General features: G+C 52.9%; 11 protein-coding genes. 9 read left to right on the top strand and 2 right to left on the bottom strand.

The window, feature by feature from the left end; translation table 11 throughout:
* The first annotated feature begins 27 nt into the window (after positions 1-27).
* From lptB to HCG48_RS14505, 3 genes are all read left to right on the top strand, one after another.
* Positions 28-756, top strand: a complete 729-nt coding sequence (gene lptB, locus HCG48_RS14495) for an LPS export ABC transporter ATP-binding protein (RefSeq protein WP_168569798.1) — start codon at positions 28-30, stop codon at positions 754-756.
* 255 nt (positions 757-1,011) lie between these two features.
* A complete protein-coding gene (locus HCG48_RS14500) occupies positions 1,012-2,124 on the top strand; it encodes an LptF/LptG family permease (RefSeq protein WP_168569799.1) in 1,113 nt (370 codons plus the stop codon).
* Positions 2,125-2,548: 424 nt separating this feature from the next.
* Positions 2,549-3,988, top strand: a complete 1,440-nt coding sequence (locus HCG48_RS14505) for a hypothetical protein (protein WP_168569800.1) — start codon at positions 2,549-2,551, stop codon at positions 3,986-3,988.
* Between the two features lie 54 nt (positions 3,989-4,042).
* On the opposite strand, the gene HCG48_RS14510 is transcribed toward HCG48_RS14505, so the two are convergent.
* Together HCG48_RS14510 and HCG48_RS14515 are read right to left on the bottom strand one after the other, a co-directional pair.
* A complete protein-coding gene (locus HCG48_RS14510; protein WP_168569801.1) occupies positions 4,043-5,470 on the bottom strand; it encodes an NADP-dependent isocitrate dehydrogenase in 1,428 nt (475 codons plus the stop codon).
* A 243-nt stretch (positions 5,471-5,713) separates the two neighbouring features.
* Positions 5,714-6,520, bottom strand: coding sequence for a PEP-CTERM sorting domain-containing protein (locus HCG48_RS14515; protein ID WP_246259563.1), 807 nt, complete (start codon positions 6,518-6,520; stop codon positions 5,714-5,716).
* Positions 6,521-8,143: 1,623 nt separating this feature from the next.
* Here HCG48_RS14515 and HCG48_RS14520 point away from each other — a divergent pair.
* The 6 genes from HCG48_RS14520 to HCG48_RS14545 all read left to right on the top strand — a co-directional run bounded on the left by HCG48_RS14520 (position 8,144) and on the right by HCG48_RS14545 (position 16,435).
* Positions 8,144-8,950, top strand: a complete 807-nt coding sequence (locus HCG48_RS14520; protein WP_168569802.1) for a response regulator transcription factor — start codon at positions 8,144-8,146, stop codon at positions 8,948-8,950.
* Positions 8,907-9,473, top strand: coding sequence for an adenylyltransferase/cytidyltransferase family protein (locus HCG48_RS14525; protein WP_168569803.1), 567 nt, complete (start codon positions 8,907-8,909; stop codon positions 9,471-9,473). Before HCG48_RS14520 ends, HCG48_RS14525 begins: the two co-directional genes overlap by 44 nt.
* 160 nt (positions 9,474-9,633) lie before the next feature.
* A complete protein-coding gene (locus HCG48_RS14530) occupies positions 9,634-10,353 on the top strand; it encodes a GUN4 domain-containing protein (RefSeq protein WP_168569804.1) in 720 nt (239 codons plus the stop codon).
* A 152-nt stretch (positions 10,354-10,505) separates the two neighbouring features.
* On the top strand, positions 10,506-12,089 hold the full coding sequence (locus tag HCG48_RS14535; protein ID WP_168569805.1) for a GAF domain-containing sensor histidine kinase: 1,584 nt from the start codon (positions 10,506-10,508) through the stop codon (positions 12,087-12,089).
* 192 nt (positions 12,090-12,281) lie between these two features.
* A complete protein-coding gene (locus HCG48_RS14540) occupies positions 12,282-13,694 on the top strand; it encodes an IctB family putative bicarbonate transporter (RefSeq protein WP_168571894.1) in 1,413 nt (470 codons plus the stop codon).
* 758 nt (positions 13,695-14,452) lie between these two features.
* Positions 14,453-16,435, top strand: coding sequence for an ATP-binding protein (locus tag HCG48_RS14545; protein ID WP_246259564.1), 1,983 nt, complete (start codon positions 14,453-14,455; stop codon positions 16,433-16,435).
* The last annotated feature ends 58 nt before the right edge of the window (positions 16,436-16,493 follow it).

The raw sequence follows: 16,493 nt of genomic DNA on the forward strand, positions 1-16,493 counted from the left end.
CCAAGGAGATAGGGTCACCGCAAAATTGTGAAAATCGTACTGCAAAACGTTCATAAATCCTACGGGAAACAGGCGATCGTCAAGCGCGTCAACCTGTCGGTCTCCCGTGGGGAAATTGTCGGCTTACTCGGTCCGAACGGGGCGGGAAAAACGACCACCTTTTATATTACGACCGGGTTGGAAAAGCCCTCACAAGGGGCGGTCTGGCTCGACGACATCGAGATTACGGGTTTGGCGATCGAAAAACGCGCCCGCCTCGGAATAGGCTATCTCGCCCAAGAACCGAGTATTTTTCGCCATCTGTCCGTCAGCGACAACATCCGCCTGGTGCTCGAACAGACCCAAGTTCCCCCGTGGGAATGGCAACACCGCCTCGACTATCTCCTCGAAGAATTTCGGTTGACCAAGATTGCCAAAACTAAGGGGCTTTACGTTTCCGGGGGGGAACGACGGCGCACCGAGTTGGCGCGGGCTTTGGCTTCCGGCGTCGAAGGGCCGAAATTTCTCTTACTCGACGAACCGTTTGCGGGGGTCGATCCGATCGCCGTGTCCGAAATTCAGCAAATCGTCGCCCGATTGCGCGATCGTCAAATGGGAATTCTAATTACCGACCACAACGTTCGCGAAACTCTGGCGATCGTCGATCGCGCCTACATCATGCACGACGGCGAAATCCTCTCTTCGGGAACCCCTCAAGAACTCTACAGCAATCCTCTCGTGCGCCAATATTATTTAGGGGACAAATTTCAGCTATAGTAAACCACAATTCAACCCGTTATTATTCACCCCTTAATTTTCAAGCTTAAATTCAAGCTTAAATTCAAGCTTAAATTCAAGCTTGAATTCCCCCCCGATTTTAAACCCGATTCTTTTAAAAACTTAGGAGAACTCGATCCCATGTTAAAAGCGCTCCCTTTCCACTAAAATCGCACTCCTCACCCGTCTCAAATGACCTCTAGCACGTTCAAGCCTTTTAAATCTCTTAGCGGCTGGCTGCTGAGATTGTCCGTCATGGATCGTTACATCGCCAGCCAATTGATAGGGCCTTTCCTCTTTGGAGTAGGCTCTTTTTCATCCGTCGGCATCTCCATCGGCACCGTATTTGACTTGATTCGCCGGGTCGCCGAAAGAGGCTTGCCCCTCGAAATTGCCGCAGAAGTTTTCTTACTCAAACTGCCCGATTTTATTGTTTTAGCCTTCCCCATGTCCGTGCTGTTGGCGACTTTAATGACCTACAGCCGTTTATCGGGAGATAGCGAAATCGTCGCCTTACGCAGTTGTGGGGTCGGCGTTTATCGTTTGGTTCTCCCTGCCGTGTTCATGAGTTTGTTAGTCACGGGCATTACTTTTACCTTTAATGAATTAGTCGTCCCGGCGGCCAACTACCGCGCCGCCACGACCTTAGAAAGAGCGCTCGGACGAGAAAAACCCCCATTCAAACAACGCAATATCATTCATACGGAATACGATAAAGTTCGGCAAGAAAATGGCGATCGCGTTACGGTCATGAAACGGCTATTTTATGCGGAACAATTCGACGGCAAACGCATGAAAGGTTTGACTATTCTCGATCGCTCCCAAGAACCACTCAATCAAATCGTGTCCGCAGAATCCGCCACCTGGAATTTTGCCGAAAATAGTTGGGATTTCTTTAACGGAACCATTTATTTAATTGCGCCGGACGGTTCTTATCGCAATATCGTGCGCTTCGAGCACCAAGAATTGCAACTGCCGCGTACCCCTTTAGACCTCGCCTCGCGCAGTCGAGACTATGGCGAAATGAGCATTGCTCAAGCGAAAGAACGACTCGCAATTATTTCTCAAGGAGGGGATGAAGATGAAATTCGCGAACTCGCGGTTAGAATTCAACAAAAATATGCTTTACCCTTTGTTTGCGTCGTATTTGGCTTGGTCGGTTCCACCTTGGGAATCAGTCCGCGACGGGCGAGTAAAGCCACCAGTTTTGGCTTGAGTATTATTATTATTTTTGGCTATTATTTACTCGCTTTTATTATGAATGCCTTCGGACAAGCGGATCTGTTATCGCCGTTTCTCGCCGGGTGGTTACCGATAGCGATTGGCTTGGGAGTCGGCACGATTTTGTTAGTGCGAGCTTCGCGATAAGAGACGATCGCCGCCGTTGCACGATCCGCGATCGCCGAGCATGTCAGCCTCAGTTACAATAGAAACAAATTAGGCTATATTAGCCTCAGTTGAAGCGAGCCGTTGTAGCCGAAAGCGGCTGTCATTGTCTGAAAAGCGATCGCGCGATCGCGTCGAACCAATCCCTCGGCAATTTTTAACTGGCAGCCAGATAAAAAATAAACCTAAATTGGCACCCTCGAACTGAAATCTCAATCGTGTTTTGATTCGATCTATATTTATATTCGATCGAGCTTTGAATGAATTGATAGCAATTTCAACCTTCGTCAGGGATGTAGTGGGGAGAGTTCCGCCCCCGAAAAAATAATCATTTGAGTGAGTGTCCCTCACGGCGATCGCCACCGATCGATCTTTACTCGTGTTAGCCTTCGCTACACTACCTGTTATGTCCGATCGAAAAAACCAACCAACCGCCCTTCGCAACCTTCGCGCCCGAGTGCGACCCTTAAAACAACCGATCGTCTGGGGTTCGCTTGTCGTTTTGGGCTTTTTAAGCGTGTTTACTTGGGAATTTTCTTACCATCCCGAACGCTTTTTTAACATTGAAATTACCAACGAAGCACCTCCAGATTCAACGGAAAATCCGGAAGGAAGCGTAATTGTCGAAAATCCTCAAGAGAGTCAAAGACTGCCAGAAGCGTCCGTTAGAGAGCAAGAACCAGCCACCCAAAGCGCCGAGGTAGAAACCCAGAGGGCAACTCAATCCCCCGGGTCGGATACAGAATTAGATACTTTAATCGCCCCTGAAGGCATTACCTTCAATACGCAAAATATTAAACCCAAAGTTCCCGAATCTCGGAAGCAAGAAGAACCAAAAACAGTTGAGGTTCCCCGTCAACCACAACCGGGTCAAGGAGTTGGGACGACGAATAATTTTGGCAATTTGAATGGCGATTTAAACAACGGTTTGGGATCGTTGCAACCCGGGACGATCGCCAATAATGGAGCGAATAATAATGGGTTGACAGGAGATGCTGTCTTCGGCGTCAATGGCAGCAATGGCAATAGCGGCGATCGCGCCAATAGCGTCACCATGAGTGCTTTAGAAGCGGCGATCGCCCGACAGTACGCCAGCACTAATCCCTCTAATGTCAGTAATCCCAATAATGCTGGCAATAACGACAATTCAAGCGCCGACCGCCCCCAAACTGGCGCCAGCACTTCCAGCAGCGCCATCGATTCGTTCGCGGACGAACCCATTTTAAGAGTATTGCAGCCTCAATCCAGCCCCGCCAACCCTTCGACGGAGATCGCCAATCCCAACCCCAGCAACTTCAACCCCCGCCAACCCAACGCCGCCACCGCGACCGACACCGGAAAAACTCCCAACCTCGCCACCCCAACCTACGGCGTTCCTCGCTTACCCGGACAAATCGACTTCGCCACCCCGAACGCCAACCCCAATATCACCGGAGTGACGAATCCGACCCCCAACTTACCCGGACAGATCGTACCCGACACGCCGACGAACGCCTATCAATATTTAATGCAAAATAATTTAACTCCAAACGCGATCGCCGATCCGGGGAGTCCTCCCATCGCCAATCCCACCACCCCTCAAACCTCGCCAACCCTTCCCGATAACTTCTACGGATCCGATCGCCCCAACTCCAGCATTCCCGGCTATTCCAACCCGACCCCTTCCCAAGGATTCGCCGGATCGACCTCCAATAACCCGACACCGACCAATCCCTATAACCTCAGTCCCAACGGATCGAATCCGACAATACAACCGATTCAACCTCCCCAACCGTATAGCGTCCCCCGTCCGATTCCCGGACGCTACATCGGCGGCGGCGAAATCAACACCTTCTCCAATCCATAACAGAAAAGGGTTCGAGGCGATCGCCTCGAACCGCCATCCCGAGATTTTCCTCGATTAATCGTGGAAATGGTTAATAATCGCGTCGGCGAACTCGGAACACTTCAACGGTGGATCCACCGGAGGATCCATCAAGCGGGCCAGATCGTAAGTGACCTCCCGATTGGAAATCGCCCCGGCAATTCCTGCTTTAATTAAATCGGCAGCTTCTTGCCATCCCATATATTCGAGCATCATCACCCCCGACAGAATCAACGAACCGGGGTTGACGCGATCGAGTCCCGCATGTTTTGGGGCCGTTCCGTGGGTCGCCTCAAAAATGGCACAAGTATCGCCGATATTGGCCCCCGGACCCATTCCCAAACCGCCGACCACCGCCGCCGCCGCGTCGGAGAGATAGTCGCCGTTGAGGTTCATCGTCGCCAAAATCGAATATTCGTCGGGACGGGTTTGGATTTGTTGGAAGATACTGTCGGCGATGCGATCGTTGACCATGACCTTCTCTTTCCACTGTCCGTTCCCGTGACTGTCCCAAATCGCATCGAGTACGGTTTCGACTTCCTTACAAATTTCCGCTTTTTTCTCCGGGGTCAGCGAATCGTAACCCGGCTCGATTTTGCGGGCGTTATCTTCGATACTCAGATCGGGGTTATGTTCTTTATTCCCCAAAATCCAAGATTCCCGTTCCGTGACGCATTCGCCACGAAATTCCGTCGTCGCCAACTCGTAGCCCCAATCGCGAAAAGCCCCTTCGGTGTATTTCATAATGTTGCCCTTATGCACCAAGGTGACTTGTTGCTTCGCTTTGGGTAAGCGTAAAGCGTGCTGAATCGCCCGCCGAACCAGGCGTTGGGACCCAGTTTTACTGATCGGTTTGATCCCGATCCCGGAGTCGAGGCGAATTTGCTTTTTGCCGTGTTCCGGGGTTTGGGGAATCAGTTCGTTGTTGAGAATTTCAATAATTTTGTCGCAAATCGGCGTCCCCTGGCGCCATTCGATCCCGAGGTAAATGTCTTCGGTGTTTTCGCGATAGACGATGACATCGAGTTTGTCCGGGTTTTTGTGCGGCGACGGGGTGCCATTGTAATATTTGCACGGACGCACGCAGGCGTAGAGGTCGTTGATTTGGCGCAAGGCGACATTGAGCGATCGAATCCCGCCGCCGATGGGGGTGGTAAGCGGTCCTTTGATGGCGACGCCGTATTCTGTAATCGCTTTGAGGGTGTCTTCCGGCAAATATTGAAAGGTTCCGTACTTGTCGCAAGCTTCGTCCCCGGCGTAGATTTTGAACCAGGTGATTTTCCGGCGATCGCCGTAAGCCGCTTGTACCGCCGCATCGAAGACCTTTTGAGACGCGGGCCACAGATCCACCCCCGTCCCGTCACCGCGAATGAAAGGGATGATGGGGTTGTCCGGAACGATGGGTTCGCCATTTTCAAAGGTAATGCGATCGCCCGTTGTGGGAGGAGTAATCTTGTCGTACATACTGCAGGTTAACTTGAGTTTAAGCTGAGCCGATCTTTCTTTGGTAGGCTACCAGATCTATCCGGGTTGAGAAAGATCGTTTACAAACAACCGAGGTTCTGCAGTTATGCTGTCTCTGGGGACTAGAGGCGATCGTAAAATAGCGACACCAAAATAGTGAAAGAGGCGAAAAGCTCTTACACGCTTCTCGCCTCTTCAATTGGGACTCTCGCTATTCAGTTCAGACTTATGGCAAGACTAGATTTAGGCGTCTTTGTTCATTTTGCGGCGACGGGCGGCAACTAAACCACCGAAACCGAGCGCCAAGCCAGCCATCGTGGTCGGTTCGGGAACTGCAACGGGTTCGCCACCGCCACCGGGTTCTTCAGCCACCGGGCCTTCCGGTTCGCCAACATTGGGTTCTTCAACCACGGGTTCTTCCGGTTCGCTACCGCCATCTCCGGGGTTGGTCACGACCACGGTATCGGGAGCCGTACCCAAGGTTTTGCTGCTCAAACTACGAGAACCATTGGGGTCGCCGACGCTCATCATGCGGACGCCAAAGGTATCGCTGGTGAAGTCGCTGAGGCTGACGCCAGAAACTTGGAAGGTCACGGTTCGATAGTCATCGCCACCAGAAATTCCTTGCGAACCAATTTCGATACCGGAGGTGAACGACGCACCGGAACCATTCAACTTGGCAGAGTTACCGATACGACCCAAATCGCTGGCCGTACCTTCAATAGCAGTGATCGGTCCACCAGAAACGGGGGTAATGGTCGCTCCACCGGGCAGATTCATGAACACGCCACGCAGGTCGCCGATGTACCCAGTCGATCCGGGAACCACGTTGACCGTAACTTCAACGGTACCTTCTGCCATACCGTCGTCAGACAGTTTAATCTCGACGGTGGGATAGTTCTCGGTATTGCTATTCGTAACGTCGCTCAGGTTGACGGTTAATTCATCGGCTTTCGCAGGAGCGGCGAGGAATGCGGCGGAAGCAAGGGCGAATCCAGCAGTGGTCAGAACGGTTTTGGCACTCATGGCACGTTTCGGTAAGTAAGACATTGGCAACCCCTCTTTTGGTCAGTTAAGTTTTTCTTGTTTACTTAGGATGCTACCCTTTTGGATTCGGGTAAATAATTGTATCTATGGCGGGTGGAGATGTAGAGCTTTAAGCTCCGTCACTTCACTTGTTTTCGCTTGTTGGATTCAGTATGTCACTCCTTCGATGCCCTTGTCATCCCCTTATTGCATTCTTTATTGAAGCTATATAGAACTGGATTCTTATGTAAAGATTGGGCAAGGTCGAGGGATATCCGTGGAAATACGGATGTCATTTGTCAATTTTTTTTCTCGCTTCAGTTTGCGCCAATTTGATTCGTTTTGTTTCAGTGTTTACCCCGAGGTTTGGCCTCAAAGAAAGCCGTTTATTTAGGGATGTAAATTGAAGGCAGATTTCAGGGGAAATAAAAAAGAGCCGAGGCTTGAAACAGCACTCGGCTACGAAGTAATTTTAGAAAGGAATCCGTTGGAGATCGAAATCGGTGGAGTAGGGATAAAAACGATCGGGTGAGTTGCAGCACTCTATTTTTATCGGTTACAAAGCCAGAGTTCCCCAAAAGGAGGTGGGTTTACAGTTCTCTCGATTTATTTTAATATCAACAACTCCCGGGGAAAGAGGGAGAGGAATTTAAGAGATGAAGGGGAGAAAGGCAAGGCTCGTACGGAAAGAAGGAGCGGGAAAATAGAGGGTAGAGTTCGTCAGGCGATCGCGCGAGAAGGGACTCGAAGTTTTGAGAGTTTGAGTAGCTGTTCTCGGGAGGGGAAGTTGGCTCGCGATCGCGCTCGCTGTTGGTCGTGGGAAGGGGGAATCGGGAGTGAATTGAGAGTGTAATAGAATGGGGTAGAAGCTTGTGGAGAAGTTGGGCGATCGCGATCGCCTTGTTGCTGAGGTCAACCCCGATTTAGGGGAACAGTTATCCGAGCGAAGCTCAAGGATCGATCGCGATCGCAATGGCACCCAAACCAACAGGCTAAAAGAGTGAAATTGAAGGAAATTTTGCCGGAGCGTCGGCACGGTAGCGAAGTGAAAAAGAGCGCAAACATCAAGGGCATTTCCATCAAAAAGCGAAATTTTGACTGGTCGAGGTGCATCGATCCGAGTATGGCAGGGCGACCCGAGCAAAAACATCCGCCAAATTGCTGAACCGGAGCGCCAGGGCGATCGCCCCTAGCCATTGGGACGGGGAGAACCTATACAGAAGGGGCGATCGAGAAATAAGTTAATTTTAGAAAAGCTATTAGAAACAATAATGCTACAGCTTGAGGGCGCAAAGCTGGCGATCGCCCTCCAGTGGCGATCGTCGATCTCCGAGAATGGGGGTGGAAGGTGCAAGCAGAATAGACAAACCGATGCTAATTTCTTCAGACGACGCCCCTACAGATAAAGATCGAAGACCAGAGTGGGCGATCGAAACCTTGGGCGAGGCGGCCTGAGTAAGGCAGACTAGAGAGGGAGGATCGCCTCGCCAAAACTCAGGGGCGGGTTGCCGTGTTGGTTGAGGGGAATGATTTCCAGTTCACCAGTTCAATTGATATCAAATCGATGGCGCAGCGTTGTTTTTCCACAGAAGGCTTGCAAGTTAAAAAGAGATTTTAGCCAGAATGTAGGTGCAGTGGCCCAATCAGATGAAACGAATTTTAATCGTTGATGACGACCGAACCTTGCGAATGGTGTTGAAACGCCATTTGGAAAACCAGGGATATTTAGTCGAGGACGTGGGGTCGGGAACCGAAGCCTTGAAAGTATTCCAGCGAGATCCCCCGCCCGATTTGGTCGTGTCGGACGTGATGATGCCGAATATGGACGGATTTGAATTCTGTCGGCGGTTGCGGGGGAGTCCTTCGGGGCAGTTAGTGCCGTTTATTTTCTTATCGAGTAAAAGAGATCTCGACGATCGCATCGAAGGGCATTCCATTGGAGCCGACGATTACGTGATCAAACCCTTCGAGCCCTTAGAACTGGTGGCCAAAATCGAAGCCCAGTTAGAGCGATCGCGGCGGATCCATGCGGAAATGATTCGCTTGATGCAACAAGTGACCAATCGCGCCGGAATTTCGGGAGCGATCGCCTCCGCAGCCGCCAAAATCGACGGCGACGGGCACTCCAGCCAAAAACTGGCGGCGAACGGGAATGACCCCTTGGGTTCGGGGGAATCCTCCGTCCCCCGAGAAGAGCGGGAGGAAAACAGCGAAGACTTCGTACCCGAACCCCTCCCGTTAACCCCCGCCGAAGCCCGAGTATTTTGGGAAGTGATTCAGGGCTACACCAACAAACAAATCGCCGATCGCCTGTTTATCAGTCCGCGCACGGTACAAACCCACCTGAGTCACATTTTGAGCAAACTCGACGTCGAAAACCGCGCCCAACTGGTACGATTTGCCTTTGAAAATGGATACCGACCCCCAGCCGAACCCGAAAACCGATCGTCCTAATCCCAGTTCGATTTACGAGTTAGCGGCCCTACAACAGGCGATCGCCGCGCAACCGCAACGCTGGCGACCCTTAGTTTTTACCAACGGCTGTTTCGACCTCCTACACGCCGGACACGTGCGCTATTTAGCCGCCGCCAAACACTACGGGCGATCGCTCGTCGTCGGACTCAACAGCGATCGCTCGGTCAGTCGCCTCAAACCTCCTCAACCCGGTCGCCCGCCCCGTCCCCTCGTCCCCCAAGCCGAACGGGCGGAAATTCTCGCCGCCCTCGAAGTCGTGGATGCAGTCGTCATTTTTGAAGAAATGACCGCCATTCGGACGATCGCCGCCCTCAAACCGGAGATTTACGTCAAAGGAGGGGATTACGACCGCGATCGCCTCCCCGAAGCCCCTACCGTTTTAGAATATGGAGGTCGGATCGAATTGATTGCCATTGAGATTCCCCGTTCGACCACGGCGATCGTCGAGGGAATTTTACGCGGGAGCCATCGAGAGGGAACCACAGTGGGAGAATGGGAATAACACCCAAGCGCCAAAATGCGATCGAGGGCGTAGCGGACAACTCGATTCCCCAAGCGATCCTCGGCGAGCGGCGATCGCGACGGGTAGAGCCTGTTCCCCAATGCCCGAGATTGAATTTTCGAGCGCAACCCCTAAGTAGCAACCCGATTTCAATGGCTTTATGACTGACTCGACGACTTCCCCAGCTTTAGACAATGACAACGCTTTAAACGAACTGAAAAACCAATTAACATCGACCTCTGAAAAAACGCAACTCCAGGCGATCGCCCAGCTCTCAGAAGCGGGCGAAGCGGGTTTGGAACTGTTGCAAGGGTTTCTGCTCGAACGGCGACCAGCCGAACCGACCGTAGCTTCGGGAAAAGCGTATCAAGTGCTTTATAACGCCGAGGTTCCCAGTGCCCGAGAATTTTTACAGAGCCATTTTCCGGACGGATTGATTCCCTTAGACGGGGACGGGGCGATCGCCTTTCGCGACGTCCAAACTCACCTGGCGGCCCTGGAGTTTCAGGAAGCCGACCGCTTGACCGTGCAAACCTTGTGTCAGTTGGCCGGAGACGCTGCGCAAGAGCGAAAATGGCTGTATTTTACCGAAGTCGATCGCATTCCCAGCGACGCCCTGCAAACCCTCGATCGGCTGTGGCGCATTTATTCCGAAGGCAAATTCGGATTTTCCGTCCAACGCGAAATTTGGTTGGGGGTCGGCAAAAATTGGGATAAAATGTGGCCGAAAATTGGCTGGAAAGAGGGCAATCACTGGACGCGCTATCCGAATGGGTTTACCTGGGATCTGAGCGCTCCCAAAGGTCACCTGCCTCTGTCGAATCAGTTGCGCGGCGTTAGAGTCATCGAACGCTTGCTCTCCCATCCCGCCTGGGAATAATAAAGAATATAACAAGACGCGATCGCGCGCTTGGGGGTGCATCCCTCGGGTCATTCCCGAGGAGGGTCCCCCTCGGAGGCGATCGCGCACCATTGAGATCCCTCGATCGGCGGATTGCATAGATTGCGCTTTCGACCACACCGGGAGAAGAGGTGGGGGAACAGACGACCTCGTTTTCCGATCTCCAAGCGGTAGGACAGTGGGCGATCGAAACTAATTTGAATCCAATGGCGAGGATGCGGCCATCTAGGGTGCGGACAACGGATCTGGGGTGCGATCGCCGTACTCCAACTGACCGCTTGGGCTGTAGATCGCAGAAGAAAAATATGGGAGTTCCCGAACATCTTGACCTTACTCGTGTCCGTCGCGAGACCGTTTCCCCTTTGGAAGCGCAACGACTGGCGGCGATCGAGCGATGGGGATTGCTCGAAGCCGATATCGTGCCGATTTTTGAAGAGGCTACCCAAAAAGCTGCGGAATTTCTCGGCATTCCGATCTGTACGGTCGGTATTGTCGATCGCGAACGCGAATATTTGCGGGCGGGGGTGGGGTTGGACGAACTCGACCTGCCCCCCCACGCCGACGGCGAATACGCGATCGCCCGAGCCGATTCGTTGAGCAATCGGACTGTGGCAACCGGGCAAGTCTGTGCGATTCGCGATACGGCGAGCGATCCGGACTTGGCGCGGCTGAGTTGGGTTCGCGACTACGGGATCCGCGCCTATTTAGGATTGCCCTTGCACGCCAGCGACGGTTGCTGTGTCGGCACCTTGGCGGTGATGGATCTGGCGCCGCGTACTTTTAGAATCTCCGAGATTCAGTTTTTAGAAATGACTGCTCGCTGGATGATGAGCGAAGTGGAACGGCGACGTTCTCTCGGAATCGGTCTCGGTTGCATGGCGCGGACTCGGGCTAATTCCGAACGGACTTTGTTTCAGTTGAAGCTCAAAGCTCTGGAATTTCTGACCCAGGAACTGCGCAATCCCCTGACGACGATGATGGGGATGGCTCAAGTTCTCAATCAGGAAGTTTACGGGCCGGTGAAACCGAAGCAAAAAGAATATCTCAATATCATTTACAGTAGCGGTGAATATTTACTGTCGTTAATCGATCAAATTCTGGCTTTGCGCAAGCTCGACGACGCGATCGGAGTGTTGAATCCGATTGCCGTCGATGTGGAAATGCTCTGCCAGCAGGCGATCGACCAACTCGATGCGATCGCCAAACGACGGGATCAAGAAATTCACTTGTCCGTGGAACCGGGCGATCGCATTTGGCGCCTGGATAAGACGATCGTCCGTCAAATTCTCTACCACCTGCTGTTTAAGTTGATTCAAGTGGCTAATCCCGGCGGCGTGGTGCGCGTTCACGTCTCGCGCAAGGGCGATCGGTTGAAAATTGCCCTGTGGCTGTCTCATCCTTGGTTGGATGAGGGCTTGCCTCCCCCTGACTTGTTTTCCTGTTCCCTGGTTACTGGGGAGAGTCCCAGTCCCGTTGCCGTAGCGGTTTCGGAGGGGGTGGTGTCGGACTCGGAAGCGACGGTCGGCGCGATCGCCCCCGAGAGTGCGGCGCGACGGACGGTGAACGAAGCCAGCCACGAACAGATCGGCTTGTTGCTCAGTTGCGACCTCGCCGAACTGCACGGGGGGACGATCTCCATTGAAGGATCCTCGGAATTGGGCTATCGATATGTGTTGAGTCTGCCCCGCACGAGGAACGTTGAGGAAATTTCCTAGGCGATAGGGTTGACAAAATATATAAACCGTGGTATATGCAGGAGTCGAACTGAGGACGGCGCTAGTCAGTCCTTTCCCTTAACAGAAGGGTTCCGGCTGAAGTAATGTTATTGCAACGTATTGTTAGCACCGTAGTTTGAGGAGAAGAGATTGAGTAACGTGTGGTCCTCATTTCGATGGATGGCCGACCGAATGGGCGGCGTCTTTCTGCCTCTGGTAGCGTTTTCGTCCGATTTGGCCTTAGATCGTTGGGCGAGTGGGAGTTGGCTGCATCGGATCGTCGGTTGGCTGCGCGATTGGCGTGCGGGAAGTTGGTTGATGCAGTGGGCCGAGGCGATCGCCGTCGGTTTGGTCGCCTTGTCGTTTGTCCTCGGGCCGTTCGTTTCCACCACCTTAATTGGAGTGCTGCTGCTCGCCTCGGGCGCCTATTGGGCGTTGCTGACGGTTTCCGACTCGGGAGAGAGCGGTTTTACGCCGATTCACTTGATGCTGTTTCTCTACTGGGGAATTGCGACGATCGCCACGGCGATGTCCCCGGTGAAGCAGGCGGCGTTTAGTGGCTGGGTTAAGTTAACGCTCTATCTGGTGTTGTTTTTATTGATGGCGCGGGTACTGCGATCGCCGCGCGTGCGATCGCTGTTAATTGCGGTTTACCTGCACGTTGCCACGATCGTCAGCGTCTACGGTTTGCGCCAGTGGTTTTTCGGCGCCGAAGCTTCGGCAACCTGGAGCGATCCGAACTCCCCCGGTTCCGAGGTGACCCGGGTTTACAGTTATTTGGGCAATCCCAATCTATTGGCGGGATATCTTTTACCCGCCGTCATGTTGAGCGTGGCGGCGATCTTCATGTGGCGCCGCACGTTGCCGAAAGCGTTGGCGGTGACGATGACGGCGGTCAACGGAGCCTGTTTAATCCTCACGTTCAGTCGCGGGGGCTGGATCGGCTTGGTGGTCGCCCTGTTCGTTTTAACCCTATTGTTTGTAGACTGGTGGAGCGTGCGCCTCCCCGAGCAATGGCGAGGGTGGGCCGTTCCGGCGGTGTTGGGATTGACCGCCGCCACGATCGTCTTGGCGGTGGCGCTGGTCGAACCGATCCGCGATCGCGTCTCGACGATTTTCGCCGGACGGGAAGATAGCAGCAATAATTTCCGGATCAATGTTTGGGAAGCGGTCTTCGAGATGATCCGCGATCGCCCGATTATCGGGATCGGACCGGGGAATAATGCCTTTAACAAAATTTATCCCCTCTACATGCGCCCGAAATACACGGCCTTGAGCGCCTATTCGATTTTCCTCGAAACTGCGGTCGAAATGGGGTTTATCGGCCTATTCGCGCTCTTGTGGACGATCTCCGTCACGATTTATCAAGGAATCGTACAACTGCACCGCCTGCGCGATCGCGCCGACCCTCAAGGGTACTGGCTGATGGCAGCCCTGGCGATCGTCGCGGGGATGCTCGCTCACGGTTTGGTGGATACGGTTTGGTATCGTCCGCAAATCAATATTTTATGGTGGTTGGCGATCGCGATCGTCGCCAGTTTTTATCGGTCGTCGGCGTCATCCGAAGGTAACAATTCCGCTCAAAGGTGGGGGGTCGAGGGATAGTTCCCCTTGAGGCGATCGCCACGGTAAACCGTAGAATTCGAGCGAAGATAAACTGGAATTTTCACTGAAATATCCGTGTATTCTGGCTGACCAGTTAAGATGGAAAACAGCCAGTACGAAGATCGAGGGGGGCGTCGAGATCGCCTCGGCAGCGTTCCCATACCGGGGGGCTTGTCCCTTCCTACGATCGCGATCGAGTCACAGAGATAGATTCCAGGCACCAATTATTTCATTTAAAGTCTAAACTTTTTAAAGCACTTGTAGACTTGCACTGAGCCGGGTTGGGAATCGACCGACTCGAAGAAAAGGGGAATTGAGCCAACACCTGCCGCCTGAAGCCTCTGGCTGAGATCTCGCCTTGGCTCACCCCACTCGCCATCCACTCGCGCACTCGACTCGGATTCCCTGCGATCTCTTCTGTTTGTTAATGTTTGTTAAATTTTAAAAATCGACTGCCCAACGTTGCTCCACTGCCAGTCAGGGTCACTCGATTGAGTGCAAAATCTACTCGTCTTTGCTCGATCTCCGATTCGGTGACAGCCTCATTGTTTTGGCAACATTTGCCCACATCGCTGTAACATAAGCAGTAACATAAGTCGGGAAAACAGATCTCAATTTACGATGTTGGATTAACTTTTGTTGCACTTGGGGCTTGCATCATTATCGCCTAGAAACTTCCTATGGTTAAGCCTGGTCAATCCTCGTTTCGTCGCATCCTCTTATCGCGAATTCTCCTATTGAGCGTACCTGTATTGCTTTTGGGAGAATACGTTACCTATCGCAAGGCCCGTTCTAGCTTGCTCGAAACGGCCCGCCAAAATTTGACCGAAAGCGCGATTCGGAAGGGAGAAAGCATCGAAGCTTCGATTCAAGCCCTACAAGCCAACTTGCTGACGGCGAGCGAAACTGCCGTCCTCAAATCCGGTTCGCCTCAAGAATCGCAAGCTTTTGTCGAGCGATTGGCCGAGCAGTTGCCGACGAAAGTTCAGTGCGTTCAATTGCGCGATTTGAATAACGATCGCATCATTGCCAGCAGTTGCGGCGATCGCCCTCTCGGCAGTATCGAGACAAGTTGGTGGTCGCACTCTCCCGACGCTTCGAGCAATCCGATTTCTAAAGTACGGGTGACGACTTTTTTGCCGGAAGAAGACCCCCCCAATACGGGGACGGATCTAATATCCGGCGAACCTGTCAACGAAGGACAGTTGCGCTTGCGCCTGTACGCTCCGGTGTACGCGAGCGATCGCTATTTGTACGCCCCGGATACCCCGGGAACCCCCGATTACGCTTTGACGATCGAATCGCGCCTGGGACAGCGCGCCAGCGATCGCCGCTTCGAACCCGGTTCCCTGACGGGCTACACCGTCGTCATCGACCAAAACGGCACCATTCTCGAACATGCCAACGACCCCGATCGCGTCGGACGCAACATCAAACAAGAAAAAGACGCCAAACGCCTCGAAAGCATCGTCCGCAATGCCATTTCCGGACGGCAGGACTTCCTTCACCTGTTCGGCTTGGACAAAGCGGGAGTCGAACTCATTTGCGGCTATACCGCCATCACTAGCCCCTTGAGTCACGGCGGTGGCGAGCAGAAATGGATCATTTTGGCAGTGACGCCCCTCGACAGCGCCCTCGCGGGACTCAAGCAAATTCAACAAGTCTTATTTACCCTCATTCTGGGCCTGTTGGCGGCTAATTTACTGGCGACTTTGTACCTGACGCGGGATTTAGCCCTGCCGATCGAAAAATTACAAGATTATGCCTTAAATATCCAATGCCGTTCGACGAGCGATCGCGTCCCCCACAATCTGCGGATTCGCGAGTTCAATCGCTTGGCGGAAGCCCTCGACGTGATGGTCGATCGCCTCAAAGCCTGGGCCGAAGAACTAGAAAGCGCCTGGAAGGAAGCAAAGGCGGCCAATCAACTAAAAAATGAATTTTTGGCGACCATTTCCCACGAGTTGAGAACTCCCCTCAATGCAATTATCGGTTGCATTCGCCTGGTACGGGACGACTGCTGCGACGATCGCGATGAGGAAATCGAATTTCTGCAACGGGCCGACGATGCGGCGATTCACCTGTTAAATATCATTAACGATATTCTCGATATTTCTAAAATTGAGGCCGGAACCCTTTCAGTTCTGATCGAACCTGTCGATGTTAATAAAATCATTCAGGAAGTCATCGACATTCAAGAAGAACCGATTCAACAAAAAGGTCTCAAACTGACGGTGACCGAATCGACCGAACCCCTGACGATCGAAGCCGATCCGGCCAAACTCAAACAAGTGCTGATCAATTTGATCGGTAATGCGATTAAATTTACCGACACGGGGACGATCTCGATCTCCACGCGCAAGGAAACGGCGCAGACCCACAACGGTGACGATCTCGCCGACGGGTCGAAATCTTCACGGGTGGTTATCAGTATCCAGGATACGGGGATCGGAATTGCCCCGGACCAACAGCAAAAGCTGTTCCAACCTTTCGTGATGGTGGACGGGACTAAAACTCGCAAACATGGCGGAACGGGTCTGGGATTGGCTATCTCTCGCAATTTGATCGAGTTGATGGGCGGCGCGATCGCCCTGTCGAGCCCGGGAATCGGTCAAGGAACGACCGTTGAAATTAGTCTGCCCCTGCTCGATATCTGGTCTGAGGGAGAAGATCGCCCCCAAGACGGTCTCGATTCCCCGGAGTTGAGAACGATGTCCGGGGTCAGACCGGAGGAGAGTTAGAGGCGATCGCGTTGTTGACGGCTCGATCCGAGCGGTCGTTCGCGAAGTGACTCCTCGG

The organism is Oxynema aestuarii AP17 (assembly GCF_012295525.1).
GTDB classification, from domain to species: Bacteria; Cyanobacteriota; Cyanobacteriia; order Cyanobacteriales; family Laspinemataceae; genus Oxynema; species Oxynema aestuarii.

Coding starts and splice junctions, on each gene's coding strand:
- HCG48_RS14500 (WP_168569799.1), top strand. CDS start 1,012: ATGGATCGTTACATCGCCAGCCAATTGATAGGGCCTTTCCTCTTTGGA.
- HCG48_RS14505 (WP_168569800.1), top strand. CDS start 2,549: ATGTCCGATCGAAAAAACCAACCAACCGCCCTTCGCAACCTTCGCGCC.
- HCG48_RS14510 (WP_168569801.1), bottom strand. CDS start 5,470: ATGTACGACAAGATTACTCCTCCCACAACGGGCGATCGCATTACCTTT.
- HCG48_RS14515 (WP_246259563.1), bottom strand. CDS start 6,520: ATGTCTTACTTACCGAAACGTGCCATGAGTGCCAAAACCGTTCTGACC.
- HCG48_RS14520 (WP_168569802.1), top strand. CDS start 8,144: ATGAAACGAATTTTAATCGTTGATGACGACCGAACCTTGCGAATGGTG.
- HCG48_RS14525 (WP_168569803.1), top strand. CDS start 8,907: ATGGATACCGACCCCCAGCCGAACCCGAAAACCGATCGTCCTAATCCC.
- HCG48_RS14530 (WP_168569804.1), top strand. CDS start 9,634: ATGACTGACTCGACGACTTCCCCAGCTTTAGACAATGACAACGCTTTA.
- HCG48_RS14540 (WP_168571894.1), top strand. CDS start 12,282: ATGGGCGGCGTCTTTCTGCCTCTGGTAGCGTTTTCGTCCGATTTGGCC.